The organism is Nocardioides sp. 616 (assembly GCF_002930065.1).
Taxonomy (GTDB): Bacteria; Actinomycetota; Actinomycetes; order Propionibacteriales; family Nocardioidaceae; genus Nocardioides; species Nocardioides houyundeii.
Genome location: NZ_POAG01000019.1, coordinates 475428 through 500715, shown reverse-complemented (window position 1 = coordinate 500715; position 25288 = coordinate 475428). Strand labels below are relative to the sequence as shown.

Sequence of the window (25288 nt, the reverse complement as noted above, 5' to 3'; positions counted from 1 at the left end):
CTGGCCATTGGCGGGAGCCGCTCGCGGCGACAAGAGGAACACTAGCACCACCTCGCCGCCCACCCCCAAATCGGGGGTACCTAACCACGTTTGCCCAGGTCAGAGCGGGTCTTGCTGCGCAGAGCTGCTGCTGGGCGGTAGGCAGAGACGCTCGGCTCCCCCGCCAGCCAGAACCGCCAGGGGCGATCCGCGGCCTGCCGAAGGCCGACCCGCGGGCCGGTCGCCACCTCCCCCTCCACACCGGGCCCGGGGAACCCGGTCAGGAGGCCCGCCAGGTCCAGGCCGTCGTCGGCATGGGTCAGGCCCAGCGCCTGGGCGAGGTTGGCCGGCCCTCGTGCCAGCTGGCGCGGGGGCACCTCCCCACGCCGGGAGCGGGCCTCGTCCTGGCCGGCGATCACCTCACCTGCACGGAGCAGCACCGCCGAGGCCGTACCTTCAGGCCCGCACACCACGTTGGCGCAGGTGTGCAGGCCGTAGATCCGGTAGCAGTACAAGTGCCCGGGAGGCCCGAACATCGTGGCGTTGCGCGGAGTGCGGCCTCGGAAGGCGTGGGAGCCGGGGTCCTGCGCACCGGCGTACGCCTCCACCTCGGTGATCCGCACGCTCACCCCACGCACCGTCAGCACCGCGCCCAGCAGCAACGGTGCGACGTCGAGCCCTTCGCCGGCCAGCAGCCGGCGGGCCTCAGGCCAGTCGGTCACGGTGCCGGGCTGCGGACTCGACGAGCTCGCTCAGCTGCTCGCGCACCCGCACCGGTGCGGTGCCGCCGCGGCCGTTGCGGGCCGCCACCGACCCTTCGGCGGTGAGCACGTGGCGCACCTCGGGCCGCAGGGCCGGGGAGATCGAGGCGAACTGCTCGTCGGTGAGCTCGTGCAGCTCGATCCCCTGCTGCTCGCAGAGCTGCACGCAGGCGCCGGCGACCTCGTGCGCCACCCGGAACGGAGTGCCCTCCCTGACCAGCCACTCGGCGATGTCGGTGGCCAGCGAGAAGCCGTCGGGCGCCAGCCGCGTCATCCGCTCGGTGTTGAACTCCAAGGTCGCCACCATGCCGGTGAACGCCGGCAGCAGCACCTCGAGGGTGTCGACGGAGTCGAAGACCGGCTCCTTGTCCTCCTGGAGGTCGCGGTTGTAGGCCAGGGGCAGCGCCTTCAGGGTGGCCATCAGTCCGGCCAGGTTCCCGATGACCCGACCCGCCTTGGCCCGTGCGAGCTCGGCGATGTCGGGGTTCTTCTTCTGCGGCATGATGCTGGAGCCCGTCGACCACGAGTCGTGCAGCCGCACGAAGTCGAACTCGCGGGTCGACCACAAGATGACGTCCTCCGCGAGTCGGCTCACGTCCACGCCGATCATCGCGGTGACGAACGCGAACTCGGCCACCCAGTCACGGGCGGCGGTCCCGTCGAGGGAGTTCGGGGACGAACCGGAGAACCCGAGCTCCGCTGCCACGGCCTCAGGGTCCAGCCCCAGCGTGCTCCCCGCGAGCGCGCCCGAGCCGTAGGGCGAGTCGGCGGCCACCCGGGCGTCCCAGTCGGCGAGCCGGTCCACGTCGCGGATCAGAGGCCATGCGTGCGCCAGCAGGTGATGGGCCAGCAGCACCGGCTGGGCGTGCTGGAGGTGGGTGCGTCCCGGCATGATGACGTCGAGGTGGTCGCGGGCCTGTCCGGCGAGGACGTCCACCAGCTCCAGCACCTGAGCGGTCAGCACCCGGGCATGGTCCCGGAGGAACATCTTGAACAGCGTCGCGATCTGGTCGTTGCGGCTCCGGCCCGCGCGCAGTCGGCCGCCCACGTCGGCGCCCACCTCGTCCAGCAGCAGTCGCTCCAGGGCGCCGTGCACGTCCTCGTCGCTCTCGTCCGGAGCCAGCTCGCCGGCGTCGTACCTCTCCCCCAGGCGGTGCAGACCGTCCAGCAGCGTCTGGTGGTCCGCGTCGCTGAGCAGCCCCGCGGCGTGCAGGGCGTTCGCGTGCGCCCGGGACCCGGCGAGGTCGTACGGCGTCAGTCGCCAGTCGAAGTGCGTGGATCGGGACAGAGCGTCGAGCTCCGGCGAGGGGCCGCCGGCGAACCGGCCGCCCCAGAGCTTGCCGGTGTTGGTGCTGCTTGCGTCGGTCACGGTGTCGTCCTTCGGATCAGGTGGAGGAGGGTGGAGCTGCTCAGTCGGTGCCGGACTCCATCGCTGCGTTGTCCAGCGCCAGGTCCCAGTCGATGCCCTCAGCCTGGGGGTTCTCCGCGATGCGCTCGGCGCCGCCGGCCTCCAGGCGCCCCAGCAGGTGCCCGTTCTCGACCAGGACCTGGCCTTCGTCGAGGGGCTGCTGGGCGTAGAGCTCGAGCTTGGCGCGGGAGTCGGCGATATCGAGGTTGCGCATCGTCAGCTGCCCGATCCGGTCGGTGGGACCGAAGGCGGCGTTCTCGGTCCGCTCCATCGAGAGCTTGTCGGGGTGGTAGGAGAAGTCGGGGCCGCTGGTGCGGAGCACCGTGTAGTCCTCCCCACGACGCAGCCGGATGGTGACCTCACCGGTCACCAGCGAGGCCACCCAGCGCTGGATGGACTCCCGCAGCATCAGCGCCTGCGGGTCCAGCCACCGGCCCTCGTAGAGGAGACGGCCCAGGCGACGTCCTTCGGCGTGGTAGTTGGCGATGGTGTCCTCGTTGTGGATGGCGTTGAGGAGCCGCTCGTAGGCGATCCACAGCAGCGCCATCGCGGGTGCCTCGTAGATGCCTCGCGACTTGGCCTCGATGATCCGGTTCTCGATCTGGTCGCTCATGCCCAGGCCGTGCCGGCCACCGATGATGTTGGCCTCGTGGACCAGCGCCACCGGGTCGTCGTAGGTGGTGCCGTTGATCGCCACCGGGCGTCCACCCTGGAAGCGGACGGTGATGTCCTCGGTCTCGATGGCCACCGAGGGGTCCCAGAACTTGACGCCCATGATGGGCTCGACGGTCTCCAGCGAGACGTCGAGGTGCTCCAGGGTCTTGGCCTCGTGCGTGGCCCCCCAGATGTTGGCGTCGGTGGAGTACGCCTTCTCCTGGGAGTCGCGGTAGGGCAGGCCGCGCTCGGTCAGCCACTGGCTCATCTCGGTGCGTCCCCCCAGCTCGGTGACGAACGCGGCGTCCAGCCAGGGCTTGTAGATCCGCAGCTCGGGGTTGGCCAGCAGGCCGTAGCGGTAGAAGCGCTCGATGTCGTTGCCCTTGAACGTCGACCCGTCGCCCCAGATGTCCACGCCGTCCTCGTGCATGGCCCGGACCAGCATGGTGCCGGTCACCGCCCGGCCCAGCGGGGTGGTGTTGAAGTAGGCCCGGCCGCCCGAGCGGATGTGGAAGGCCCCGCAGGCCAGAGCCGCGAGGCCCTCCTGGACCAGGGGCAGCTTGCAGTCCACGGCGCGCGCGATCTCGGCGCCGTACTCACGCGCCCGGTCCGGGACACCGGAGATGTCCGGCTCGTCGTACTGGCCGATGTCGGCGGTGTAGGTGCAGGGGACGGCGCCCTTGGCGCGCATCCAGGCGACGGCGACCGAGGTGTCCAGGCCGCCGGAGAAGGCGATGCCGACACGTTCGCCGACGGGCAGGGAGGTGAGGACCTTGCTCACAGGGGGGTTCCTTGTCTTGAAGACTGTGTTGACGTGCTCGAGAACGGGAGGTGTCTACGGGTCAGGGCGCGGACGAGCTGTTCGCCAGCGCCAAGAATCGTCGGGCCAGCTCTTCGCCGCCCGAGGGCTCGCGACTGATCACCAGGAGTGTGTCGTCCCCGGCGATGGTGCCCAGGACGTCCGCGAGGTCGGCCTTGTCGAAGGCGGAGGCGAGGAACTGGGCGGCACCCGGCGGGGTGCGCAGGACCACGAGGTTGGCGCTGGCCTCGGCGCTGACCAGCAGCTCGGCGCAGAGCCTGGCCAGCCGGTGCTGGGAGGCCGCGGTGCTCTCCACGGACGCGGGCGCACGGTCTCCCCCCTCCGACGGCACGGCGTAGACCAGGGTCCCGTCGCCGGTGCGGACCTTCACCGCGTCCAGCTCCACCAGGTCCCGGGACAGGGTCGCCTGCGTGACGTGCAGACCGCTCTCGGAGAGCAGGTCTGCCAGCTCGCCCTGGGAGCGCACGTGGTGGTGGGTCACGAGGTCGATGATGCGGGAGTGGCGGGCGCTCTTGGTCGCCGGGGTGTGAGCCATGGCCGTCACCCCGCCGCACCCAGCAACCACACGAGCACCGCCTTCTGGACGTGGCGGCGGTTCTCCGCCTCGTCCCACACGACGCTGCGGGGCCCGTCCAGGACCTCGGCGTCGATCTCCGTGCCCCGGTAGGCGGGCAGGCAGTGCATCGCGATGGCGTCGTCCTTGGCGTGGGCGAAGAGCTCGGCGCCCAGGCGGTACGGCGCCAGGGTCGCGAGGCGCTGCTCGACCTCGGCCTCCTTGCCCATGGAGACCCAGGTGTCGGTCACCACCACGTCGGCGTCCCGCACAGCGGTCACCGGGTCGTCGTCCACGGCGACGGAACCGCCGGTGGTGGTGGCGATCTTCCGGGCCCGGTCGGTCACGCCCTGGTCCGGCTGGAAGTGCTGCGGCGCGGCGATCCGGACGTGCATGCCGGCGGTGGCGCCGGCCAGCAGCCAGGAGCTGCCCATGTTGCACGCGCCGTCACCGAGGAAGGCGACGCTCAGCCCGGCGAGCTGGCCCTTGTGCTCGCTGACGGTGAGCAGGTCGGCGAGCAGCTGACAGGGGTGGTAGTCGTCGCTGAGCGCGTTCACCACCGGCACCCCGGCGTGCTGCGCCATCTCCTCGAGACGCTGCTGGGCGTCGGTGCGCCAGACGATGGCCGCGGCCTGGCGTCCGACCACCCGTGCCACGTCGGGGACCGACTCCCGGGTGCCGATGCCGGCCAGCGACCCCTCGATGACCATCGGGTGGCCGCCCAGCTCGGCGATGCCGGCGGAGAAGGACGTCTGGGTGCGCAGGGTCTGCTTGTCGAAGATCATCGCCACGCTGCGGGGACCGGCCAGGGGCCGCTGCGAGAACGGCGCTGCCTTCAGCGCCGCGGCCAGGGCGAGGAGCTCGCCCTGCTCCGCTGGGCTCAGGTCGTCGTCGGCCAGCAGGTGGCGCATCAGGGCGTCCCCGCGGAGTCGGCGGCGGCCAGGATCCCCGGCCACGCCGCGGCGAACTGGTCCACGTCGCCGTCGGTGAGCACCAACGGCGGCACGAACCGCAGCGTCGACGGTCCGGTGGCGTTGAGCAGGAATCCCGCGTCCCGTCCGGCCTGGACCACCTGGGGTGCGACCTCGTGCGCCAGGTCGGCGCCGATCATCAGTCCGCTCCCCCGCACCGCGACGACCTCGGGGGCCGAGGCGACGACGTCGCTGAGCCGCTTGCCCAGCCGCACCACATGGTCCAGCAGGCCGTCGGACTCGATGGTGTCCAGCACGGCCAGCGCGGCCGCGCAGGCCACGGGGTTGCCACCGAAGGTGGTGCCGTGGTTGCCCGGGGAGAAGAGCGCGGCGGTCGCGCGACCGGCGATGGTGGCACCGATGGGCACGCCGCCGCCCAGTCCCTTGGCCAGGGTCACGATGTCGGGCTCCAGGTCGGCGACCGCCTGGTGGGCGAACCAGCGTCCGGTCCGGCCGATACCGGTCTGCACCTCGTCGAGCCAGAGCAGGGTCCCGTGCTCACGGGTGATCCGACGGGCGTCGACGAGGTAGCCGTCCGGCGGGACCAGCACCCCGGCCTCGCCCTGCAGCGGCTCCAGGACCACGGCGGCCGTGGCGTCGGTGACGGCGGCGGCCAGCGCCTCGGAGTCGCCGTACGGCACCCAGGTGACGTCACCGGGCAACGGCTCGAACGGCGCGCGGTACGCCTCCTTGGCGGTCAGCGACAACGAGCCCATGGTGCGGCCGTGGAATGCGCCGTGAGCCGCCACCACGTGGCTGCGCCCGGTCAGGCGGGTCAGCTTGAGGGCGGCCTCGTTGGCCTCCGAGCCCGAGTTGGCGAAGAAGACCCGGGCGTCGTGGCCGAACAGGCCCACCAGCCGCTCCGCCAGGGCCACCTGCGGCTCGCTGGTGAACAGGTTGGAGACGTGCCCCAGGGTCTGCAGCTGGCGCGTCACCGCGTGCACCAGGGCCGGGTGCGCGTGTCCCAGAGCGTTGACGGCGATCCCGCCGAAGAGGTCGAGGTAGGCCTTGCCGTCGGTGTCCCAGACCCGGGCGCCCTCGCCCCGGGTCAGGGCCAGGGCCGGGGTGCCGAAGGTGTTCATCACCGACGACTCGTAGCGCTGCTGCCAGGTCATGACTCATCCCCCGTGCTCGAGTAGGCCTTGCGGATCAGGGTCGGGACGCCTGGCAGCACCTGCGTGCCGACGCCCTCGTCGGTGAAGATCTCCAGCAGCACCGCGTGGGCCTGGCGGCCGTCGACCACCGTGGCCCGCTGCACCCCGCCCTCCACGGCGGCCAGGCACGCCGCCATCTTGGGCACCATGCCACTGGCCAGCGACGGCATCAGCTCGGCCAGGGCCTCGGGGCTGATCTCCTGGATCACGTCGTCGCTGCCCGGCCAGTCGCGGTACAGGCCCTCGACGTCGGTGAGCACCAGCAGCTTCTCGGCGCCCAGCGCCACGGCCAGCGCTGCGGCGGCGGTGTCGGCGTTGACGTTGTGCACCAGTCCGTCGGCGTCGGGCGCGACGCTGGAGATCACCGGGATCCGCCCGGCCTCGACCAGGTCCTGCACCGCCTCGGGGCGCACGGACGCGACCTCGCCGACCAGACCGAGGTCGACCGACTCGCCGTCCACGATCGTGCTGGCGGGCTCGGCGGTGAACAGCCCGGCGTCCTCGCCGGAGAGGCCGACGGCCAGGGGGCCGTGGGAGTTGATGAGCCCGACCAGCTCGCGCTGCACCTGGCCCACCAGCACCATCCGGACCACGTCCATCGCCTCGGGGGTCGTCACCCGCAGTCCCCCGCGGAACTCCGAGACGATGCCGAGGCGGTCCAGCATGGCGGAGATCTGGGGCCCGCCGCCGTGCACCACGACGGGCTTGAACCCGGCGAACCGCAGGAAGGCGATGTCCTCGGCGAAGGCCCTCTTGAGGGAGTCGTCGGTCATCGCGTTGCCGCCGTACTTCACCACGATCGTCTTGCCGTGGTAGCGCTTGAGCCACGGCAGTGCCGCGGCGAGCGTGGCGGCCTTGGCCGGGTCCGGAGCGTTCATCGGGCGCCTCACGAGCTGTACGCGCTGTTCTCGTGCACGTAGGCATGGGTCAGGTCGTTGGTCCACACCGTCGCCCGCTCCGTGCCTGCCTTGAGGTCGATGGTCACCGACACCTCACGCGGCTTCAGGTCGACCCCGGCGGGGTCCTCCGCGGGAGTGGAGTTGCGGCAGACCCACACACCGTTCATCGCGACGTCGAGGTCAGCGGGGTCGAACTCGGCCTCGGTGGTGCCGATGCTGGCCAGCACCCGGCCCCAGTTGGGGTCGTTGCCGAAGATGGCGGCCTTGAAGAGGTTGCTCCGGGCGACGCTGCGCGCGACCTCCACGGCCTCCGCCTCACTGACGGCGTGCAGGACGGTGATCGCGATCTCGTGGTCGGCGCCCTCGGCGTCCTTGAGCAGCTGCATGGCCAGGTCGCTGCACGCCTGGGTCAGGGCTGCGGTGAAGTCGTCCGGCGAGGGCGTGATCCCGGAGGCGCCGCTGGCCATCACCGTCACCGTGTCGTTGGTCGACATGCAGCCGTCGGAGTCCAACCGGTCGAAGGTGAGCCGGGTGGCCGCACGCAGGGCCTCGTCGAGCTCGGCGGCGGGGACGACCGCGTCGGTGGTCAGCACCACCAGCATGGTGGCGAGCGCGGGCGCGAGCATGCCGGCGCCCTTCGCCATCCCGCCGATCGACCAGCCGGCACCCTCGACCACCACGGTCTTGGCCACGCTGTCGGTGGTCATGATCGCCGCCGCGGCGTCGTGGCCACCGTCGGCGGCCAGCGCGGCGTGGGCGGCGTCCACCCCCGCCAGGAGGTTCTCGCGGGGGTTGGCCAGACCGATGAGGCCGGTGGAGCACACCACCACGTCGATGGCACCGATCCCGAGGTGGCCCGCCACCTGCTCGGCCACAGCGTGCGTGGTCTGGAAGCCTTCGGGACCGGTGTAGCAGTTCGCCCCGCCGGAGTTCAGGACGACTGCCCGGACCACCCCGTCCTTGACGACCTCCTGGCTCCACAGGACCGGGTTGGCCTTGCAGCGGTTGGCGGTGAACACCGTCGCTGAGTCGTACGTCGGGCCCTGGTTGACGACCAGGGCGAGGTCACGGGCGCCGCTGGACTTGAGTCCGGCGGCGACGCCGGCAGCAAGGAAGCCGGCGGGGTGGGTGGTGGTCATGGTGCGAGTCCGATCGTCGTCAGTCCGGTGGTCTCCTCGAGCCCGAAGGCGAGGTTGAAGCATTGGACGGCGGCCCCCGCGGTGCCCTTGGTGAGGTTGTCCACCGCGCCGACCGCCACGAGTCGTCGGGCCTCGGCATCCACGGTGACCTGGAGGTGGACGGCGTTGGACCCGACCACGGACTTGGTCTGGGGCCACTGCCCGAAGGGCAGCAGGTGGACGAAGGGCTCGTCGGCGAAGGCCTTGGCGTAGACGTCGTACGCCTCCTCCGGGGTGGTCTCACCGACCAGGGGCGCGGAGACCGTGGCCAGGATGCCGCGGGGCATCGGCACCAGCATCGGGGTGAACGAGACCCGCACCGAGCCACCGTGGACCCGCTCCAGGTTCTGGATGATCTCCGGGGTGTGCCGGTGCGCACCGCCCACGCCGTAGGCCGAGGCGTTGCCCATCACCTCGCTGCCCAGCAGGTTGGTCTTGGCAGCCTTGCCGGCGCCGGAGGTACCACTGGCCGCGACGATGCTGACGTCCGGCTGGACGAGTCCCGCGGCCAGCGCGGGGAACGCGGCGAGCGAGGAGATCGTGGGATAGCAGCCGGGGACCGCGATCCGCCGGGCGCCCACCAGCTCCTGGCGCAGGCCCGGCAGCTCCGGGATGCCGTAGGGCCACGAGCCGGCGTGCGGGGAACCGTAGAACTTCTCCCAGGCGGCGGCGTCGGTCAGCCTGAAGTCGGCGCCGCAGTCGATCACGACGGTGTCGCCGCCCAGCGCGTTGGCCACCCCCGCGGACTGGCCGTGGGGCAGGCCGAGGAAGACGGCGTCGTGCCCGGCCAGGGTCGCCGGCGTCGTCTCCTCGAGCACGCGGTCGGCCAGCGGCACCAGGTGCGGCACGAGGGTGCCCATCGACTGGCCGGCGTTGGAGCCTCCGGTCAGGGCACCGATCTCCACGTCCGGGTGCCCGAGCAGGAGACGGAGCACCTCGCCTCCGGCGTACCCGCTGGCACCGGCGACCGCGACTCGCAGCTTCTTGTCACTCACCTGCATAACAATACACACCTATGCATGGTCATGCGTCGGGACCGGTCGGCGTCTCAGAAAATGAACTGGCCACTCCCCCGGTACCGGGACCTAGGATCACATCATGTCGGATGTCCCGAGACCCTCCACCCCGCCCGACCAGGTTCCCAGCCAGGTTCCTGGCCAAACTCCCGGCCCCCCGAGCGGCCTCAGCCGGGCGGACTACCTGCGACATCTCGAGACCGAGTCCGCCCGGTTCCGCGAGGTGCTGGAACACTGCGACCCCGCCGCGCCGGTGCCCAGCTGCCCGGCGTGGAACGCCAGTGACCTGCTGTGGCACCTCGGCCACGTCCAGCACTTCTGGGCCCGAGTGGTGCGCGAGCGCCCGACCGCGCCGACCGACGACGACTTCGCCGAGCCAGAGCGCCCGCCGAGCCACGACGACCTGCTGGGGTTCTTCGACCAGGCCTCGGCCGACCTGCTCCAGGAGCTGGGCGGCGCCGCCGTGGCGGACGAGGCGTGGACCTGGTCGGCGGACCACACAGTGGGTTTCATCCTGCGACGCCAGGCTCATGAGGCGCTCATCCACCGGCTGGACGCCGAGCTGGCGGCCGACTCGGTCACCGCCCTTGACCCCAGGCTGGCCGCCGACGGTGTGCACGAGCTCCTGGCGGTGATGTACGGCGGCTGCCCGACCTGGGGCAGGCACGTCCCGGGCGAGGCGCACGTGCGGGTGGACACCACCGACACCGGCGACCAGGTCTGGGTCAACCTGGCCCGCTTCGTCGGGACCGACCCGGAGACCGGCACCTCCCACGACGAGGAGGACGTGATGGTGGTCAGCGACCCGGCCGTCGAGCCCGACGCCGTCATCGAGGGCACAGCCGGCGCCCTGGACGCCTGGTTGTGGCACCGCAGCGACGACTCCGAGATCCGCACCGCCGGGGACGCCGAGGCACTGGGCCGGCTCCGGAGGCTGTTGGGAGGATCCATTGACTAGCGCAGGCAACGGCCCGCCTCGGCCGGTCGAGCGAACCGGTCGAGGCGAGCCGTCGGTCGGCGGGTAGGCGGCTCAGGGGGTGCAGCCGCTGAGCCGCCTCAGTTGGTGCAGGTGTTGCGGTAGTCGGAGACAGCGCCCGTTGCCGACGACTGCGGCCCCGGGCAGAGGAACTGCCGGTAGCGGTCGTCGTCGTCGACGTAGAGCTTGAGCCAGCTGATGGTGGACGAGGCGATGGTGGTGTTCTCGGTGTTGGGCGCGAAGTGGCTGGCGTTGTTGAGCTCGAGATAGGCCTTGGCCGTGGAGCTCGGGATCGACTGGTAGAACGGCACGGCGTGCGACCCCACGGGGGCGACAGTGTCGCTCTCTGCGCCGATCACCAGGCTGGGCGTACGGATCTCAGGCCAGCTCTTGTCCAGGTTCCACGGCGTCAGCCCGACCGTGGCCTGCAGCGACGGCCGGTCCTTGGCCGCCTCCAGGGTGCCGCCGCCACCCATCGAGTGGCCGATGACGGCCAGCCGGGTGGGGTCGATGCGGGAGCGGATCGTGGTGCTGCTGCGCTGGGTCAGGTAGTCCAGCGCGGCCAGGAGCTGGTCTCCACGTGCGGCGGGCTGGTCCAGCCGGGACTGGGTGTTGAACGTGATGACGACGAAGCCCTGGGACGCGAGGCGCGGGCCCAGCCACGCGATCGTGGACTCCGACGCTGTGAAGCCGGGCGAGACCGCCACGGCGCCGTAGGTGCTCTCCGCCGTGGAGGTCGGGTAGGTGATGGTGGCCGACCCGAAACCGGGCGTGGACAGGTCCGAGACCGAGGTGGACGTGACCGCGAACGGGCCGCGCCGCGCCTCGATGCTCGTCCGGGACGGGTCGGGGCCCCGCTCGTAGGGGCTTGCCGCTGTCGCCGGGGAAGCGATGCCGGCGATCGGGAGGAGCAGGCCGACGGTGGCGGCCAGTGCACTGAGGATCCGTGAACGATGGTTCATACGTGACTCCGAGACATGACAGGGCGGGCATTCCTCGACCTGGTGGCTGAGGAACGACGAGCCAGGGGGTGTGATCACCATCACGCTAAGAGCGTGATGGTGTCACCCACCATGTGCACAGCGCCCAGAGTCCCTCAGCGCTGCACGGCGCCGGTGCGCTCTCCCGCCAGGGCCACCGCTGCGTCGCGGGCTGCGGCGGACTCCCCCTCCTTCAGGGTGCGGTCCGAGGCCCGCAGCCGCAGCGCGAACGCCAGCGACTTGCGGCCCGGACCCACCTGGTCACCGGTGTAGACGTCGAAGAGGCGGACCGACTCCAGCAGCTCTCCGGCACCCTCCCTCAGCGCCTCCTCCACCGCGGCGGCCGGCACTCCGGCGTCGACCACCAGGGCGACGTCCTCCTTCGCGACCGGGAAGCTCGAGAACCGGGGCGCCTGCACCACGGAGGTGGCGTGCGAGATGAGGACGTCGAGGTCGACCTCGGCGGCCGCCGACCGGGGCGGCAGCCCGAAAGCCTTGCAGACCTTGGGGTGCAGCTCACCGCCGTGGCCGATGACCCGGTCACCGACCCGGAACTCCGCACAGCGGCCCGGGTGCCAGGGCTCGAGCGACGACTGGGACACCGACACCTCGACACCCAGCGCCTCGGCCACCTCCCGAACGGCGCCGATGACGTCGGACCAGTCCGCCTGGCGTCCCGGACCCCACCAGCCCGCAGCGTCACGCTGGCCGGTCACGGCCACCGCCAGGTGCATCGGCTGGGCCGGGACCGCCTTCTGGATCGCTGCCCACTCCGAGGCGTCGGGACGCTGCTCGACGCCCGGGATCGGCGCCTTCTCCTCGCCGGTGGGCCGGAAGACCAGGGAGTGCTCGAAGAGGGCGACGTCGGGGTTGGCACGGCCCACGTTGCGGCTCAACGCCTCCAGGATGCCCGGCAGCAAGGTGGTCGCCAGCAGCGGCTCCTCGCTGTTGAGCGGGTTCGCGATCTTGAGCGCCTGGCGCCGCGGGTCGCCCTCGGGCAGTCCGAGACGGTCCCACGCCGACGTACCGACGAAGGGGTAGGTGATGGTCTCGGTGAACCCGGCACCGGCGAGGGTGAGCCCGACCCGCCGCCTCAGGCGCTGGGTCGGGGTCCAGCCCTGACCGGCTGGAGCCGGCGGCAGGACCGAGGGCACCCGGTCGTAGCCGACGATCCGCACGACCTCCTCGACGAGGTCGTAGGGGTCGGTCAGGTCGGGGCGCCAGGGCGGTACGACGGCGGTCAGCGACCCGTCGGCGACGCTGACCTGGCAGCCGATCGCCTGGAGGTCCGCGACGGTGGTCTCCTCGGTGACGTCCATCCCGGAGATCCGCGCCGGGAGGTCGGCCGGGATGGTGATGCTCCGGGCCGCCGGGGGTGTCCCGACGACGGTGACCCCGGGATCGGCGACGGCGCCGCCGAGGCTGACCAACAGCTCCACGACCCGGTCGGCAGCGGCCTCGGGAATGGTGGGATCCACGCCCCGCTCGAACCGCTTGGACGCCTCGGAGGGCAGCCGGTGCCGCTTCTCGGTGCGGAACACCGAGGTGGCGTCGAAGTGGGCGGCCTCCACCACGATTTCGGTGGTGCTCCCGGACAGCTCGGTCGTCGCGCCGCCCATGGTGCCGGCGATGCCGATGGGTCCGGAGTCGTCGGTGATCAGCAGGTCCTCGGGGCTGAGGGTGCGGCGCTGGCCGTCGAGGGTGGTGAGCTGCTCGCCCTGCTGGGCGCGGCGCACCCGGATGGCACCGGAGAGCCTGCTGCGGTCGTAGCCGTGGATCGGCTGCCCGAGCTCGAGCATGACGTAGTTGGTGATGTCGACCGCCAGGCTGATCGGTCGCATCCCGCACTGCTCCAGGCGGGTGGCCATCCACTCCGGCGTGGTGGCGGCAGGGTCGAAGCCGGAGACCGAGCGGGCCACGAAGACCGGGCAGCCGGCGGGGTCCTCCACCACGACCGGGTAGCCGGAGTCGTTGGCCGGCGGCAGCTCCCGCTGCGCCGGGTCCGTGAAGGGGGCGTCGAAGCCCAGGGCGGCCTCCCGCGCGATGCCACGCAGGGACAGCGCGTAGGCCCGGTCGGGGTTGATCTCGAACTCGATGACCGGGTCGTCCAGCGAGAGCACCGGAAAGGCGTCCGTGCCCGGGTCGCCGGCGTCGGCGGGCAGCACGATGATGCCGTCGTGGTCCTCCCCCAGCCCGAGCTCGCGGGCCGAGCAGATCATCCCGGCGGAGATGTGCCCGTAGGTCTTACGGGCGCTGATCTCGAAGTTGCCGGGCAGCACGGCGCCGGGCAGGCAGACGACCACCAGGTCGCCCTCGACGAAGTTGTGGGCGCCGCAGATGATGCCCTGCGGCTCCCCGGTGCCGTTGGCATCGCCCACGTCGACGGTGCACCAGTTGATGACCTTGCCGTTCTTCTGCGGCTCCTTCTCGATCGTCAGCACGCGACCCAGCACCAGCGGCCCGGTGATGGCGTCCCCGGGGGTCTCGATCGCCTCGAGCTTGAGCCCGAGCATCGTGAGGCGGTGGGTGAGCTCGTCGAGCGAGAGGTCCTGGGGCAGACCGGCATACTCGCGGATCCAGGAAACGGGCGCCTTCATCAGATCTCCACTCCGAACGGCTGGGCGAAACGGACGTCACCTTCGAAGACGTCACGCAGGTCCTCGACGTTGTGCCGGAACATCAGCATCCGGTCGATGCCGAAGCCGAACGCGAACCCGCTGTAGACCTCGGGGTCGACGCCGCAGGCACGCAGCACCCGCGGGTTCACCACCCCGCAGCCCCCCAGCTCGATCCAGCCCTCGCCGCGGCAGGTGCGACAGGACTCCGAGTCCTGACCGCGGCACACGAAGCAGACCATGTCCATCTCCGCCGACGGCTCGGTGAAGGGGAAGTACGACGGCCGGAACCGGGTGGTGATGCCCTCGCCGAAGAGAGCGGTGGTCATGTGGTCCAGCGAGCCCTTGAGGTGGGCCATGGTGATGCCCTTGTCGACGACCAGGCCCTCGATCTGGTGGAACACCGGGGAGTGCGTGGCGTCGATCTCGTCGGAGCGGTAGACCCGTCCGGGGCACACCACGTAGATCGGGGGCTCCCGGGTGAGCATGGTCCGGGCCTGGACCGGGGAGGTGTGGGTGCGCAGCACCAGGCCCGCGTCCGCGGGCTCGAGCCAGAAGGTGTCCTGCATGGTGCGCGCCGGGTGGTCCGCGCCCATGTTGAGGGCGTCGAAGTTGAGCCACTCGGCCTCCACCCACGGCCCCTCGGCCACGTCCCAGCCCATCGCCGCGAAGACGTCCATCAGCCGCTCCGAGAACGTGGTGACCGGGTGCCGGGCCCCGCGAGGGCGTCGGTCGGTGGGCAAGGTGACGTCGACGGTCTCCTCGACCAGCATCCGCTCCTCGTGCTCCGCCTCCAGCACCTCCTGGCGACGGCCGAGCGCCTTGTTGATCGCGCCGCGGGCCTGGCCGACCCGCTGGCCGGCCTCCTTGCGGGCCTGGGGCGGCAGCGCGCCGATCTCCCGGTTCGCCAGTGCCAGTGGCGAACGGTCGCCGGCGTGGTCCAGGCGCACCTGCTTCAACGTCTCCAGGTCACCCGCCTGGTCGATGGCGGCCAAGGCCGCGTCACGCATCGCCTCGACCTCGTCGGCGCGCAGGGGCGTGACCTCGACAGGGTCGTACTCGGTGTTGGGTCCCGACATGACTGCCTTCCGGGCTGGGGGAACGGCCCGCCCACGAGCGGGCCGGGGGCCAGTCTAGGAAGTGCCCCGCGCAACCGACGAACCGGTTTGCCGGTGCCGGGTCGTGGACGCCGCCGGGTCCGGCGGGTAGACGTCGTACGCCGGCTCGCACAGGTCGTCCCCGACCGCGCTCGGCGGCGACGTCGGGAGGTCCTCGCGCGCCTCCTCGGCACGGGCGCGGCCCAGGTTCCACGACCAGAACCCGTCGCTCTCCTCGGCGGGAGGTGGCGCCGGCGCGGCACACCTGGCGGCACCGGGAGGCAGGTCCTCGACGATGACCGGGACCGCGTCCTGGGACAGGCCCCGGAGGTACGCGACGTCGAGCTTGCCCGTCTCGACGTACCGGTCCAGGTTCTGACGCGCGACCCAGGCGTCGGGGTTGATCGCGGCCAGGCAGAGCACACCGACCGCCCCGAGCACCAGCGCCGCCCTCGGCAGCCACCGCCCGTGTCCCAGCGCCCCGGCCACCATCACCAGCAGCACCACCGCTCCGAGCCACCCCTCGAAGAGATCGACGAAGAGCCGGAGACCGGTGAAACCGTAGGCCTCCTGGTAGACGTGCATCCGGTAGAGCGCGGAGGCGACCACGACCAGGGTGAAGGCGCACAGCAGGCCCAGGGAGATCCGTAGCCAGAGCCGGTCCGCGACCGTGCTTCCCGCGCGCCGCGACGCGGCCCACACCACGAGCAGGGTCAGGGCCGTCGCCACGGTGAGCTGGCCGAACCCCTGGTGCACGTAGTCGGCGTAGGTGACGCCCGTGGTCCGCTCCAGGTAGTCGTGCCCGCCGAAGACCACGGTCGCCTGGGCCAGCAGGAAGACCGCGAAGACCGCGTCCACCAGCAGCACGGGGGCCAGCCACTCGAACCGGTTGGCCAGCGGGACCGCTCTCGCTCCCTCCCTGAGCGCGGGCGGGTTGAGCGCCAGGTACGCCGCGGCCAGGGTGAGGCCGAAGACGGCCACCGCCACGAACCCGCGCACCACGGTGTCGCCCACCGAGAGGCTCGGCACCACGGCGTCCACCCAGGAGGCGAACAGGGCGTCGGCGGAGGCGAACAGGAAGCCGAAGACCAGCAGGGCCAGGAGCGACCACCCGGTGGTGCGCACCACCGCCGGCGTCAGACCACCCGTCCCGCCCAGGAAGAGGCTGCGCCCGAACCAGGGCAGTCCGCGCAGCGAGGACAGGGGCCAGCTCACCCAGGCCAGCACGAAGGACGGGACGGTGCGCCCCCGGGTGACCCCGGCGAGGAAGACCGCGGCCGCCGTCAGGACGCTGACCGCCTGCACCCAGAACGCTGCCAGCAGCACCACGGGCAGCACCAGCAGCACGGCCAGCACCGTGCACAGGACGGTGAACGGCGCCCGCCGGTAGCGGGCGGTGACGAACGCGGCCGTGCCTGCCAGCACCAGCACCAGCGCCCACGCGAGTCCCGGGGCCTGGAAGGTCATCACGGCTCCGGCGACCAGACCGACACCCGCTGCAGCCAGCACCACCCGTCTGCCGCGCAGCCCCGATGGCTCGGGCCAGATTGTGGCGAACAACGTGTCGAGGAGCCCCGGTGATGTGACCGACGCCCCGGTCGGGGCCCGGTCCGGCGCCGGCTCCCCGGGGGCAGCCGCCTGCTCCGGCGCCGTGGGCGCGGGTGGGTGCGGCGCGTAGACGGCGCCCGGGGCCTGTGGCAGCACCAGGCGGATGCGGGCCCCCGGTTGGTCCGTCCTGGGGTCGACGAAGCGCAGCGTCCCCCCGTGCAGCGTGGCCACCCAGCGGGAGACCGCGAGCCCGAGGCCGGTGCCGCCCCCCTCGGGGTCGGTGCCGAAACGCGCGAAGACCCGCTCCCGGTCCTCCTCGGGCACTCCCCTGCCGTGGTCCTCGACCTCCAGCCACCAGGACTCACCGTCGGCCCCGGCACTGACCCGCACCGGGCGGGCGTCCGGGCTGTGCCGGGCCGCGTTGTCGAGCAGGTTGGTGAGCAGCTGCCGCAGGCGCATCTCGTCGGCGGTGACGGTGAGATCCGCCGGCACCGACAGGTCGTACGTCGCCCGGCGGCCGGCGGCGCTGACCTCTCGCACGCAGTCCTCGACCAGGGTGCGGACCGAGACCTGCTGAGCGGCGAGCGGCACCACCCCGGCCTCCACCCTGGACAGCTCGAGCAGGTCCTGGACCAGGGCGCTGAGCCGTTCGGCCTGCGCCAGCGCCTGGGCCAGGTGCGCCCGGTCCGCCGGGACCACGCCGTCGGCGAGGTTCTCCAGCACCGCGGTCATCGCGGTCAGCGGCGTGCGCAGCTCGTGGGACACGGTGGCGACCAGGTCCCGACGCTCACGGTCCACCGTCGCCAAGTCCTCGGCCATCCGGTTGAACGCCCGGGCTAGCTGACCGACCTCGTCCCCGGCCGACGTACGGACCCGGCCGGAGTAGTCGCCCCGTGCCATCTGCTGTGCCACCTGGGTCATCTGGCGCAGGGGCTCGGTCATCCCGGCCGCCAGCAGCTGGGTGACCCCCAGCGCCAGGGCGACCGCGACCGGGACGGTGAGCCACCCCGGCACTCCGGCCGCGGCCCCCAGCGCCCCGAGCAGGGCGGCCACCACGACCGAGACCCCCACCAGGACCCCGAGCTTGGTCTTGATGCTGGTGACCGCGTCCAGGGGACGCACGTGGGCCTCAGCCATCGCTGTTGCCCTCCCCCACGACCTCGAGTGCGTAGCCCACGCCGTGCACCGTGCGCACCCGTGGCGCGCCGAGCTTGCCGCGCAGGGCCTTGACGTGACTGTCCACGGTGCGGGTGCCCGAGGCGTCGGGCCAGTCCCACACCTGCGCCAGCAGCCGGGTCCTGCTCAGCACCTCACCCGGTTGGCGGGCCAGGCAGACCAGGAGGTCGAACTCGGTCGGCGTCAGGTGCACCGCGCGACCCGCCACCGTGGTGAGCCGCCGGCGGGTGTCGACGACCAGGTCCCCGCAGACCAGGGTGGTGTCCCCCGCGGCGGCGAGCTCGGCGGCTCGCTGCACCCGGCGCAGCAGCGCGGCCACCCGGGCGACCACCTCGCGCATCCGGAAGGGCTTGGTCAGGTAGTCGTCGGCCCCCACCGCCAGGCCGGTGAGCACGTCGGCCTCGTCGTCGCGTGCCGTCAGCATCAGCACCGGCACCGGTCGGTCCAGCTGCAGGCGGCGACACACCTCGTGCCCGTCCAGGCCCGGAAGCATCACGTCGAGCACCACGGCGTCGGGACGCGACTCGGCGGCCAGCGACACCGCAGCCGGGCCGTCGAACGCCTGGACGACGTGGTAGCCCTCCGCGCGCAGCCGCTGCGCCAAGGCGTCGTTGATCACCCGCTCGTCCTCCACCACCAGCACCGTCCTGCGCACACCGTCCATGACCGCGACCCTAGGAGCCGCGCCGTGGAGAAGGGGTCCAGGACATGTGAAGGCTTGGTGCAGATCACCGGTGGCGGCAGGGGCGCGGGGTGGCTAGCGGGAGGGACGGAGGTCGACGCTGGGCCAGTCCACGGCCACCCGGGCGCCGCCGCCGGGCGCCTCGGTGATGGTCACCGTGCCTCCGTGGGCGCGGGTCAGCCCGCCCACGATGTACATCCCGAGACCGGACCCACCGCCGGTGCCGCCGGTCCAGAACTTGGTGAACACCCGGCGCCGGATCCCTTCGGCGATGCCCTCCCCCTCGTCGTCCACGATCAGCCTGACCCCGGGCCACTCCCCGCCGTCCAGGCGCCGCAGGGACACCCGGACCGTGCCCTCGCCGTGACGGACGCCGTTCTCGACCAGGTTGGTGAGCACCTGGGTGAACTTGTCCGGGTCGGCATGGGCGCACAGCTGCTCCTCGGGAGCCTCCAGCTGCACCTGGCGCGAGGTGGCCGCCTGCACCGAGCTGACGACCCGCCCGGCCAGCAGGACCGGGTCGACCTCGCGGGGATAGATGCTCAGCCGCCCGGTGTCGATCCGTGCCACGTCCAGCAGCTCTGCGATCAGCCTGGCCAGACGGTCGGCGTCAGCGTTGACGGTGGTGAGCATGAGCTTGCGCTGGTCGTCGCTGAGCTGGTCCCACCGGTTGAGCAGCGCCTGGACGAAGCCCTTGACCCCGGTCAGCGGCGAGCGGAGCTCGTGGGCCACGGTCGCCACCAGGTCGGAGCGCTCCCGGTCCAGGCGCGCACGTCCCCGCCCGTTGCGCAGGCAGAGGGTGACCAGGTCGACCGGCGAGGTGGGCGAGGATCGCCGGAGCCGGGCGTTGACCAGGACCTCGTCGCCGTTGGGCAGGATCCAGGACTGCTCGGGGACGCCCGTGCGGATCCCCAGGCCCCCGTACGGCTCGTTGGCCGAGCACCAGTCCCGACCGTCCTGGTCCAGCAGGGTCAGCACGTCGTCGAGCGGCCGCCCCACGAGCTCGGAGCGCCCCAGCATGGATCGGGAGGCGGCGTTGGCGACGGTGACGAGACCGTCGGCGTCGGCGATCAGCACGCCGTCGGGCAACGCGTCGAGATCTGGTTGACTCACGGCATGGAATCTAGCGAGTCCCCCGGGCACCTGACGGACCTGACTCGCTGGTGGCCCCTGTCCGATCACGACGAGCTGCGACACGACCTCGAGGCGGCCTACCGCTCCCCGGACCGGGGATACCACGACGTACGGCACCTGGTGGAGGTGTTCGAGCGGCTGGCAGAGCTCTCGGTCGACCATCGGTTCGAGCCCACCGAGGTGCTGCTGGCGGCCTGGTTCCACGACGCGGTGTACGACGGCACGTCAGCTGCCGAGGAGCGGTCGGCCCAGTGGGCAGCGGAGGCGCTCGCGGGCACCGACGCGGACGCCGCCGAGGTGGCGAGGCTGGTCCGGCTCACCGCCGGGCACCGTCCCGAGCCCGGGGACGCGGCCGGTCAGGCGCTCTCGGACGCGGACCTGGCCATCCTGGCCGCGACCCCGCAACGCTACGCCCAGTACGCCGCAGGGATTCGCCGCGAGTACGCCCGGTACGGCGACCGCGACTTCGCCGCGGGCCGGATCGCCGTGCTCGAGGACCTGCTGGCGGGCGAGTGGATCTACGCGACCCGGCACGCGCGTGAGCGGTGGGAGCACCAGGCACGCACCAACGTCTCCACCGAGCTCGTCACGTTGCGGACGATGGCTTGGGACGTCGCAGGCCTGCCAGACGCAGACGCCTGACCAGCTCCCGGGACGGCACCGGCACGGCTCCGGCCAGCACCATCGCCTCGTAGAGCTCTTGCGGGACGTCGTAGTGGTCCCGGTCGAACCCGCGGCTGGGCAGACCGGTGCGCTGCGCGAACTCGTGCAGCTCGGCGAAGCCCGTGTCGCTGGCCAGGTGCGACCACCACCGGTCCCAGCGCGGCACGCTCGGCGGGTCGATCAGGATCACCGGGAGAACGATAGCCGCTCAGGAACGCTGGACCCGGGCACTGGCATAGAGGCAGAGCGCCGCCGCGGTCGCCAGGTTGAGGCTCTCGGCGCGGCCGTGGATGGGGATGGAGACCCGGTCGTCGGCCAGGGTCGCGAGCGCCTCGGGCAGACCGTGCGCCTCGTTGCCGAAGAGCCAGGCGGTTGGCCCACCGAGGTCGGCCTCCAGGGCCGGGTCGTGCAGGTCGCGCTCCCCGGCGCCGTCGGCGGCCAGCACCCTGAGCCCGGCCGTGCGGAGGGCGGCGACCACCGCCTCGGAGTCCTCGGAGATCACCAACGGCAGGTGGAACAGGCTGCCCACGGTGGCGCGCACGGTCTTGGGGTTGTAGGGGTCGACCGAGTGGCCGCTCAGCACCACGGCGTCGGCACCAGCCGCGTCGCTGGTGCGGATCACGGTCCCGGCGTTGCCGGGGTCGCGGACGTCGGCGCCCACGCTCACCAGCCGGGGTCCGTCGGCCAGCACCGCGTCCAGGGGGACGTCGAGGAAGCGGCACACGGCCACCACCCCAGCCGGGGTGACGGAGTCCGAGAGGGAGTCCATGGCCCGGGGGTCGACCAGCGTGACCTCGTCGACGGCGGCCAGCAGGTCGGCGTACTGCTCGAGGGCGGCGGCGGTGGCGAAGACCTCGACGACGCAGTCGCGAACACCCAGGGCGCCCTCGACGGCCTTCGGGCCGTCGGCAAGGAAAAGCCGCCGCTCGGTTCGCACCGAGCGGCGGCTGAGCTTCCGTGCCTCCTTGACGCGGCTGTTGCCGTGCGACAGAGGAGTGGTCACGAGTGGGGTCAGGACGCCTTGGGGGCGTTGACGTCCTCGGGCAGGGCGGCCTTGGCCGTCTCCACCAGCGCCGCGAAGGCGGGAGCGTCGTTGACGGCCAGCTCGGCCAGGATCTTGCGGTCGACCTCGACACCGGCCAGGCCGAGGCCCTGGATGAACCGGTTGTAGGTCATGCCGTTGGCGCGGGCCGCGGCGTTGATGCGCTGGATCCACAGCTTGCGGAAGTTGCCCTTGTTCTTGCGACGGTCGTTGTAGCTGTAGACCAGGGAGTGGGTGACCTGCTCCTTGGCCTTGCGGTACAGACGCGAACGCTGACCCCGGTAGCCCGAGGCCCGCTCGAGGACGACCCGACGCTTCTTGTGGGCGTTTACTGCCCGCTTGACGCGTGCCATTTTTGCTCCTTGTTGCTGTGTGTTTCCCGGTCAGCGGACCAGGAGGAAGTGAGTGGGGCGAAGAACGGTCAGAGACCCAGCATCTTCTTGGCGCGCGGAACGTCGGCCTTGGCGACCTCGACCGTCCCGGTCAGGCGACGCGTCACCTTGGAGGACTTCTTCTCCAGGTTGTGGCGCTTGCCGGCCTTCTCGCGAAGGATCTTGCCTGAACCGGTCACGCGGAAGCGCTTGCCGGCACCGGAGTGGCTCTTGTTCTTGGGCATCAGGATGCTCTCTCTACTCGTGGTGGTGCGTCGACGGTCTGCGGACCGCCGAGAGTGCGTGGGTGGGGCTCAGGCCTCGATCTCGGGATCGAGGTTCTCGGAGCGGCCGCGCTCCTTCTTCTGGGCGACCTTCTGGTCCGACTTGGGAGCGAACACTGCGCGCTCCTCGGCGTCGGCGGCTGCCTTCTCGGCGGCCTTGGTCACCTTCTCGGCCTGGAGCTCGACCTTGGCGTCGGCCTTCTTCTTGTGCGGGCCGAGCACCATGATCATGTTGCGCCCGTCCTGCTTGGGCGAGGACTCGATGAAGCCGAGCTCACTGACGTCCTCGGCCAGCTTCTGCAGCAGACGGAACCCGAGCTCGGGACGGTGCTGCTCACGGCCACGGAACATGATGGTGATCTTCACCTTGTCCCCGGCACGGAGGAAGCGGACCACGTGGCCCTTCTTCGTCTCGTAGTCGTGCGCGTCGATCTTGGGACGAAGCTTCATCTCCTTGATGATCACGTTCGTCTGGTTCCGCCGAGCCTCACGGGCCTTCTGGGCGTTCTCGTACTTGAACTTCCCGTAGTCCATGAGCTTGCAGACGGGCGGGCGGCCCTGGGGCGCGATCTCGACGAGGTCGAGGTCTGCTTCCTGGGCCAGCTTGAGGGCCTGGTCGGTCGGAACGATGCCGACCGTCTCGCCGTTGGGTCCAACAAGGCGGACCTCGGGAACCCGGATCCGCTCGTTGATACGAAGCTCAGTGCTGATGTGTCCTCCAGTGGTCTGATGTCAGGGCCATCGTCCACAAATGAACAATGGCTCCCGCTCGTACAAGCGGAAGCCAGTCAGGCGCATCCTTTGCGGGATGCACCTCGAGGGATGCCCGACAAATACTGCCGTCGGTCATCCTTCGCGACCGGACCCGACGACCTGACTCGGCCGATGCGGGTGGGGGGCGTGGTGCTTGCCTCCGCTTGGTGATCTCCTCCGACGGGTGCCGGAGACGATCGGTCAACGCATGAATGCTACCCGAGCATTCCCGCCCCGGCCAATCGACCCCCCCGTGCCGCCGCCGACTCTCCCGTGGCCGCTCCCCCGGACCAGCGCGAGACTCACTCCGCGGGGCGCAACCAGCCCAGGTCGTCGCCCACCCGGGTCAGGGTCCACCCCGCTGCGAACGCCGCCAGGTCCTCGCCCTCGAGCACGAACTGGGACGGTCCCGCCACGTCGATGACCAGGGCGGCGGCGCCCTCCTGCACGGCGCTCTGGGCCGCGACCCGGGCCGGCACCGGCACCGGACGGGCCTCGGCGCTCCATCGGGTCAGCGAGTCCGAGGAGGTGAAGGCCAGCAGCGCCAACCGCCCGTCGGCACCGGTGAGCAGGACGGCCGCCATGTCGCTGGACTTGTCGTGGGCCAGGCCCTGGTCGTCGACCTCCACCTCGCCGAGGACCGCCACGACAGGGACCAGCACCCGGGTCGGAGCCAGGGCCTGGACCACCTCGGCGAAGCCGCCGGAGCCGGCAGCGAAGGCGGCCAGGGCCGCCGACAGCGCGGGGTCCGCCGCTCCGGTGTCGTCGGGGAACGAGGACTCCAGGATCCGGGCGCCGTCGAAGCGGTGTGGGTCGACCATGATGGTCCGAGCCTAGACGCAGATGTGGGACGCTTGGCAGGTGGACGAGGTGACCTGGGGCGCACTGACCCTGACCCTGACCCTGCTCGGCGCGCTGTACACGTGGTGGGCCTTCACCCGGCGCGGCGCCGCGGCCGGGACGCGCGGCGCGGCCTTCACGCTGCTGCCTGCCGCCGCCTGGCTCACCGGGACCTTGGAGATGGTCACCGAGATCGCCGGCTCGATCGCCGACTGGGCCACCCACCTCGTCTTCAGCCCCGTCGTGTGGGCCGGGGTGGTGCTCGGCGGCGCGGCGGTGAGCCTGTTCCTGCTCTCCGGCCTGCTGCGCTCTCGGCAGGAGCGGGCCGTCCCGGCGGTGGCCGGGGACAAGGCCGGTGAGCGGAAGCTGCCCCGGGGCGCCTCCGCGCGCACCGCCCCCGTGGTCGACGACGACCTGGCGGACATCGAGGCCCTGCTGCGCAAGCGCGGCATCAACTGATGGACGACGCCACCATCGCCCGGCACCGGCTGGCGACCAGGCTGGTCTCGGCGGTCGCGGAGCACGGCGAGCACCTGCCCACGCCGCTGGTGGTGGTGGACCTGGACGCCTTCGACGCCAACGCGGCGGACCTGGTGCGGCGGGCCGGAGGCACCCCGGTGCGGGTGGCCTCCAAGTCGCTGCGGGTCCCCGCACTGGTCGCACGCGCCCTGGCCACCCCGGGCTTCCAAGGCGTGCTCGGCTACTCCCTGCGCGAGGCGCTGTGGCTGCTGGAGCACGGCATCAGCGACGACATCCTGGTCGCCTACCCGACGGTGGACCTGGAGTCGCTCTCCCGGCTCGTCGCCTCCCCGTCGGCCGCGGCCGCCATCACCCTGATGGTGGACGAGGTCGCCCATCTCGACGTCGTCGACGCCGTCCGCGCCTCCAAGGCGGTGCAGGTCCGGGTCGCCATCGACGTGGACGCCGGCCTGAGGATGGCCAGCCAGCACGTGGGCCCCAAGCGCTCCCCCCTGTACGACGCCGGCGCGGTGGTGAACCTGGCCGCCGAGATCGCGCGCCGCGAGGGGTTCCAGCTGGTGGGCGTGATGACCTACGAGGGCCAGGTCGCGGGCGTGCCCGACGACGTCCCCGGTCAGCGTGCCCGGTCCGCGGTCGTACGTCGGCTGAAGCAGGCCTCGGTCAGTCAGCTCGGCTCCCGGCGCGCCGAGATCGCCCGTGCCCTGGAGCCCTTCGGCCCGCTGCAGCTGTGGAACGCCGGCGGCTCGGGCTCGATCGAGACCAGCTCGCAGGACCCGGTGGTCACCGAGGTCTCCGCCGGGTCGGGCCTGCTGGTCCCGGGGCTTTTCGACCACTACCAGTCCTTCCGCCCGCGTCCCGCCGCCTTCTTCGGGGTGCCGGTGACGCGACGACCATCCGCCGACGTCGCCACGGTGCACGGGGGTGGGCTCATCGCCTCGGGACCCGTCGGTGAGGACCGCGCCCCCATCCCCTGGGCCCCGCCCGGGCTCCGGCTGACCGGCCTGGAGGGCGCCGGGGAGGTGCAGACCCCGCTCACCGGGCATCCCGCCAGCAGCCTGCGCATCGGCGACCTGGTGTGGTTCCGGCACGCCAAGTCCGGGGAGCTGTTCGAGCACACGAACACCGCCCACCTGCTCAGCGGCGAGCGCCTCGTGGACTCCGTGCCCACCTACCGCGGGTCCGGACAGTCCTTCTGAGGGGCGACAGGACCCCGTGCCCCCGACCGTGACCCCGCCAGTGACCCCGCCAGTGACC

25 protein-coding genes are annotated in these 25288 nt (G+C 71.9%); 4 read left to right on the top strand and 21 right to left on the bottom strand.

Going from position 1 to position 25288, the window contains the following annotated elements:
- Positions 1-80: 80 nt before the first annotated feature.
- The 9 genes from C5H89_RS13625 to argC form a co-directional block, all read right to left on the bottom strand.
- Positions 81-701 (bottom strand): DNA-3-methyladenine glycosylase, encoded by a 621-nt coding sequence (locus C5H89_RS13625; protein ID WP_104107500.1) that lies wholly within the window; start codon positions 699-701, stop codon positions 81-83.
- Complete coding sequence (argH, locus tag C5H89_RS13620; protein ID WP_104107499.1) at positions 685-2109, bottom strand: argininosuccinate lyase; 1425 nt, start codon at positions 2107-2109, stop codon at positions 685-687. Before argH ends, C5H89_RS13625 begins: the two co-directional genes overlap by 17 nt.
- Before the next feature lie 40 nt (positions 2110-2149).
- Positions 2150-3583 carry an argininosuccinate synthase gene (gene argG / locus C5H89_RS13615; RefSeq protein ID WP_104107498.1) on the bottom strand — a complete coding sequence of 478 codons (1434 nt, stop codon included), beginning with the start codon at positions 3581-3583 and terminating at the stop codon, positions 2150-2152.
- A 61-nt stretch (positions 3584-3644) separates the two neighbouring features.
- Complete coding sequence (locus C5H89_RS13610) at positions 3645-4157, bottom strand: arginine repressor (RefSeq protein WP_104107497.1); 513 nt, start codon at positions 4155-4157, stop codon at positions 3645-3647.
- Between the two features lie 5 nt (positions 4158-4162).
- Entirely contained in the window at positions 4163-5089 is a 927-nt protein-coding gene (argF, locus tag C5H89_RS13605) for an ornithine carbamoyltransferase (RefSeq protein ID WP_205305030.1), read from the bottom strand.
- Positions 5086-6261, bottom strand: coding sequence for an acetylornithine transaminase (locus tag C5H89_RS13600; protein ID WP_104107496.1), 1176 nt, complete (start codon positions 6259-6261; stop codon positions 5086-5088). Before C5H89_RS13600 ends, argF begins: the two co-directional genes overlap by 4 nt.
- A complete protein-coding gene (argB, locus tag C5H89_RS13595) occupies positions 6258-7178 on the bottom strand; it encodes an acetylglutamate kinase (protein WP_104107495.1) in 921 nt (306 codons plus the stop codon). Before argB ends, C5H89_RS13600 begins: the two co-directional genes overlap by 4 nt.
- An 8-nt stretch (positions 7179-7186) precedes the next feature.
- Complete coding sequence (gene argJ / locus C5H89_RS13590; protein ID WP_104107494.1) at positions 7187-8338, bottom strand: bifunctional glutamate N-acetyltransferase/amino-acid acetyltransferase ArgJ; 1152 nt, start codon at positions 8336-8338, stop codon at positions 7187-7189.
- Entirely contained in the window at positions 8335-9378 is a 1044-nt protein-coding gene (argC, locus tag C5H89_RS13585; RefSeq protein ID WP_104107493.1) for an N-acetyl-gamma-glutamyl-phosphate reductase, read from the bottom strand. The genes argJ and argC overlap by 4 nt, the downstream gene beginning before the upstream one ends.
- Positions 9379-9475: 97 nt before the next feature.
- On the opposite strand from argC, the gene C5H89_RS13580 reads away from it, so the two are divergent.
- Positions 9476-10351 carry a maleylpyruvate isomerase family mycothiol-dependent enzyme gene (locus C5H89_RS13580; RefSeq protein WP_104107492.1) on the top strand — a complete coding sequence of 292 codons (876 nt, stop codon included), beginning with the start codon at positions 9476-9478 and terminating at the stop codon, positions 10349-10351.
- Between the two features lie 98 nt (positions 10352-10449).
- Here C5H89_RS13580 and C5H89_RS13575 read toward each other — a convergent pair whose 3' ends face one another.
- The 6 genes from C5H89_RS13575 to C5H89_RS13550 form a co-directional block, all read right to left on the bottom strand.
- Positions 10450-11331 (bottom strand): dienelactone hydrolase family protein, encoded by an 882-nt coding sequence (locus C5H89_RS13575; protein WP_104107491.1) that lies wholly within the window; start codon positions 11329-11331, stop codon positions 10450-10452.
- Between the two features lie 134 nt (positions 11332-11465).
- Positions 11466-13946, bottom strand: coding sequence for a phenylalanine--tRNA ligase subunit beta (gene pheT / locus C5H89_RS13570; RefSeq protein WP_104107490.1), 2481 nt, complete (start codon positions 13944-13946; stop codon positions 11466-11468).
- The gene (gene pheS, locus C5H89_RS13565) at positions 13946-15043 is read right to left on the bottom strand and encodes a phenylalanine--tRNA ligase subunit alpha (protein ID WP_104107489.1); all 1098 of its coding nucleotides are present in this window, start codon (positions 15041-15043) and stop codon (positions 13946-13948) included. Before pheS ends, pheT begins: the two co-directional genes overlap by 1 nt.
- 54 nt (positions 15044-15097) lie before the next feature.
- On the bottom strand, positions 15098-17746 hold the full coding sequence (locus tag C5H89_RS13560; RefSeq protein ID WP_104107488.1) for a DUF4153 domain-containing protein: 2649 nt from the start codon (positions 17744-17746) through the stop codon (positions 15098-15100).
- Positions 17739-18449, bottom strand: coding sequence for a response regulator transcription factor (locus tag C5H89_RS13555; protein WP_104107487.1), 711 nt, complete (start codon positions 18447-18449; stop codon positions 17739-17741). The genes C5H89_RS13560 and C5H89_RS13555 overlap by 8 nt, the downstream gene beginning before the upstream one ends.
- 93 nt (positions 18450-18542) lie before the next feature.
- Positions 18543-19580 (bottom strand): PAS domain-containing sensor histidine kinase, encoded by a 1038-nt coding sequence (locus C5H89_RS13550; protein WP_104107486.1) that lies wholly within the window; start codon positions 19578-19580, stop codon positions 18543-18545.
- Between the two features lie 3 nt (positions 19581-19583).
- Between C5H89_RS13550 and C5H89_RS13545 the strand changes: the two genes are divergently transcribed.
- Positions 19584-20243, top strand: a complete 660-nt coding sequence (locus C5H89_RS13545) for a hypothetical protein (RefSeq protein WP_104107485.1) — start codon at positions 19584-19586, stop codon at positions 20241-20243.
- Here C5H89_RS13545 and C5H89_RS13540 read toward each other — a convergent pair.
- From C5H89_RS13540 to C5H89_RS13515, 6 genes are all read right to left on the bottom strand, one after another.
- Positions 20188-20454 carry a DUF4031 domain-containing protein gene (locus tag C5H89_RS13540; protein WP_104107484.1) on the bottom strand — a complete coding sequence of 89 codons (267 nt, stop codon included), beginning with the start codon at positions 20452-20454 and terminating at the stop codon, positions 20188-20190. The two genes, C5H89_RS13545 and C5H89_RS13540, sit on opposite strands and share 56 nt — an antisense overlap.
- Before the next feature lie 18 nt (positions 20455-20472).
- Entirely contained in the window at positions 20473-21267 is a 795-nt protein-coding gene (locus C5H89_RS13535; RefSeq protein ID WP_205305015.1) for an RNA methyltransferase, read from the bottom strand.
- 8 nt (positions 21268-21275) lie between these two features.
- Entirely contained in the window at positions 21276-21659 is a 384-nt protein-coding gene (gene rplT, locus C5H89_RS13530) for a 50S ribosomal protein L20 (RefSeq protein ID WP_101524326.1), read from the bottom strand.
- Positions 21660-21727: 68 nt separating this feature from the next.
- A complete protein-coding gene (gene rpmI, locus C5H89_RS13525; RefSeq protein ID WP_101524325.1) occupies positions 21728-21922 on the bottom strand; it encodes a 50S ribosomal protein L35 in 195 nt (64 codons plus the stop codon).
- Between the two features lie 69 nt (positions 21923-21991).
- Positions 21992-22642 carry a translation initiation factor IF-3 gene (gene infC / locus C5H89_RS13520; RefSeq protein ID WP_240181863.1) on the bottom strand — a complete coding sequence of 217 codons (651 nt, stop codon included), beginning with the start codon at positions 22640-22642 and terminating at the stop codon, positions 21992-21994.
- A gap of 374 nt (positions 22643-23016) precedes the next feature.
- Positions 23017-23535, bottom strand: coding sequence for an SseB family protein (locus C5H89_RS13515; RefSeq protein WP_104107483.1), 519 nt, complete (start codon positions 23533-23535; stop codon positions 23017-23019).
- Between the two features lie 22 nt (positions 23536-23557).
- Between C5H89_RS13515 and C5H89_RS13510 the strand changes: the two genes are divergently transcribed.
- Both C5H89_RS13510 and C5H89_RS13505 read left to right on the top strand, forming a co-directional pair.
- Positions 23558-24013, top strand: coding sequence for a cellulose synthase (locus C5H89_RS13510; protein WP_104107482.1), 456 nt, complete (start codon positions 23558-23560; stop codon positions 24011-24013).
- On the top strand, positions 24013-25230 hold the full coding sequence (locus C5H89_RS13505; RefSeq protein WP_104107481.1) for an amino acid deaminase/aldolase: 1218 nt from the start codon (positions 24013-24015) through the stop codon (positions 25228-25230). Before C5H89_RS13510 ends, C5H89_RS13505 begins: the two co-directional genes overlap by 1 nt.
- Positions 25231-25288: the final 58 nt, after the last annotated feature.

Bases quoted from the DNA above. Each gene is read 5' to 3' on its own strand.
- C5H89_RS13505 (WP_104107481.1), top strand. From the start codon at position 24,013: ATGGACGACGCCACCATCGCCCGGCACCGGCTGGCGACCAGGCTGGTC.
- C5H89_RS13545 (WP_104107485.1), top strand. From the start codon at position 19,584: ATGGAATCTAGCGAGTCCCCCGGGCACCTGACGGACCTGACTCGCTGG.
- argJ (WP_104107494.1), bottom strand. From the start codon at position 8,338: ATGACCACCACCCACCCCGCCGGCTTCCTTGCTGCCGGCGTCGCCGCC.
- C5H89_RS13610 (WP_104107497.1), bottom strand. From the start codon at position 4,157: ATGGCTCACACCCCGGCGACCAAGAGCGCCCGCCACTCCCGCATCATC.
- argC (WP_104107493.1), bottom strand. From the start codon at position 9,378: ATGCAGGTGAGTGACAAGAAGCTGCGAGTCGCGGTCGCCGGTGCCAGC.
- pheS (WP_104107489.1), bottom strand. From the start codon at position 15,043: ATGTCGGGACCCAACACCGAGTACGACCCTGTCGAGGTCACGCCCCTG.
- C5H89_RS13575 (WP_104107491.1), bottom strand. From the start codon at position 11,331: ATGAACCATCGTTCACGGATCCTCAGTGCACTGGCCGCCACCGTCGGC.
- C5H89_RS13510 (WP_104107482.1), top strand. From the start codon at position 23,558: ATGTGGGACGCTTGGCAGGTGGACGAGGTGACCTGGGGCGCACTGACC.
- C5H89_RS13555 (WP_104107487.1), bottom strand. From the start codon at position 18,449: ATGGACGGTGTGCGCAGGACGGTGCTGGTGGTGGAGGACGAGCGGGTG.
- C5H89_RS13600 (WP_104107496.1), bottom strand. From the start codon at position 6,261: ATGACCTGGCAGCAGCGCTACGAGTCGTCGGTGATGAACACCTTCGGC.
- argB (WP_104107495.1), bottom strand. From the start codon at position 7,178: ATGAACGCTCCGGACCCGGCCAAGGCCGCCACGCTCGCCGCGGCACTG.
- pheT (WP_104107490.1), bottom strand. From the start codon at position 13,946: ATGAAGGCGCCCGTTTCCTGGATCCGCGAGTATGCCGGTCTGCCCCAG.
- C5H89_RS13580 (WP_104107492.1), top strand. From the start codon at position 9,476: ATGTCGGATGTCCCGAGACCCTCCACCCCGCCCGACCAGGTTCCCAGC.
- C5H89_RS13560 (WP_104107488.1), bottom strand. From the start codon at position 17,746: ATGGCTGAGGCCCACGTGCGTCCCCTGGACGCGGTCACCAGCATCAAG.
- rplT (WP_101524326.1), bottom strand. From the start codon at position 21,659: ATGGCACGCGTCAAGCGGGCAGTAAACGCCCACAAGAAGCGTCGGGTC.
- rpmI (WP_101524325.1), bottom strand. From the start codon at position 21,922: ATGCCCAAGAACAAGAGCCACTCCGGTGCCGGCAAGCGCTTCCGCGTG.
- C5H89_RS13515 (WP_104107483.1), bottom strand. From the start codon at position 23,535: ATGGTCGACCCACACCGCTTCGACGGCGCCCGGATCCTGGAGTCCTCG.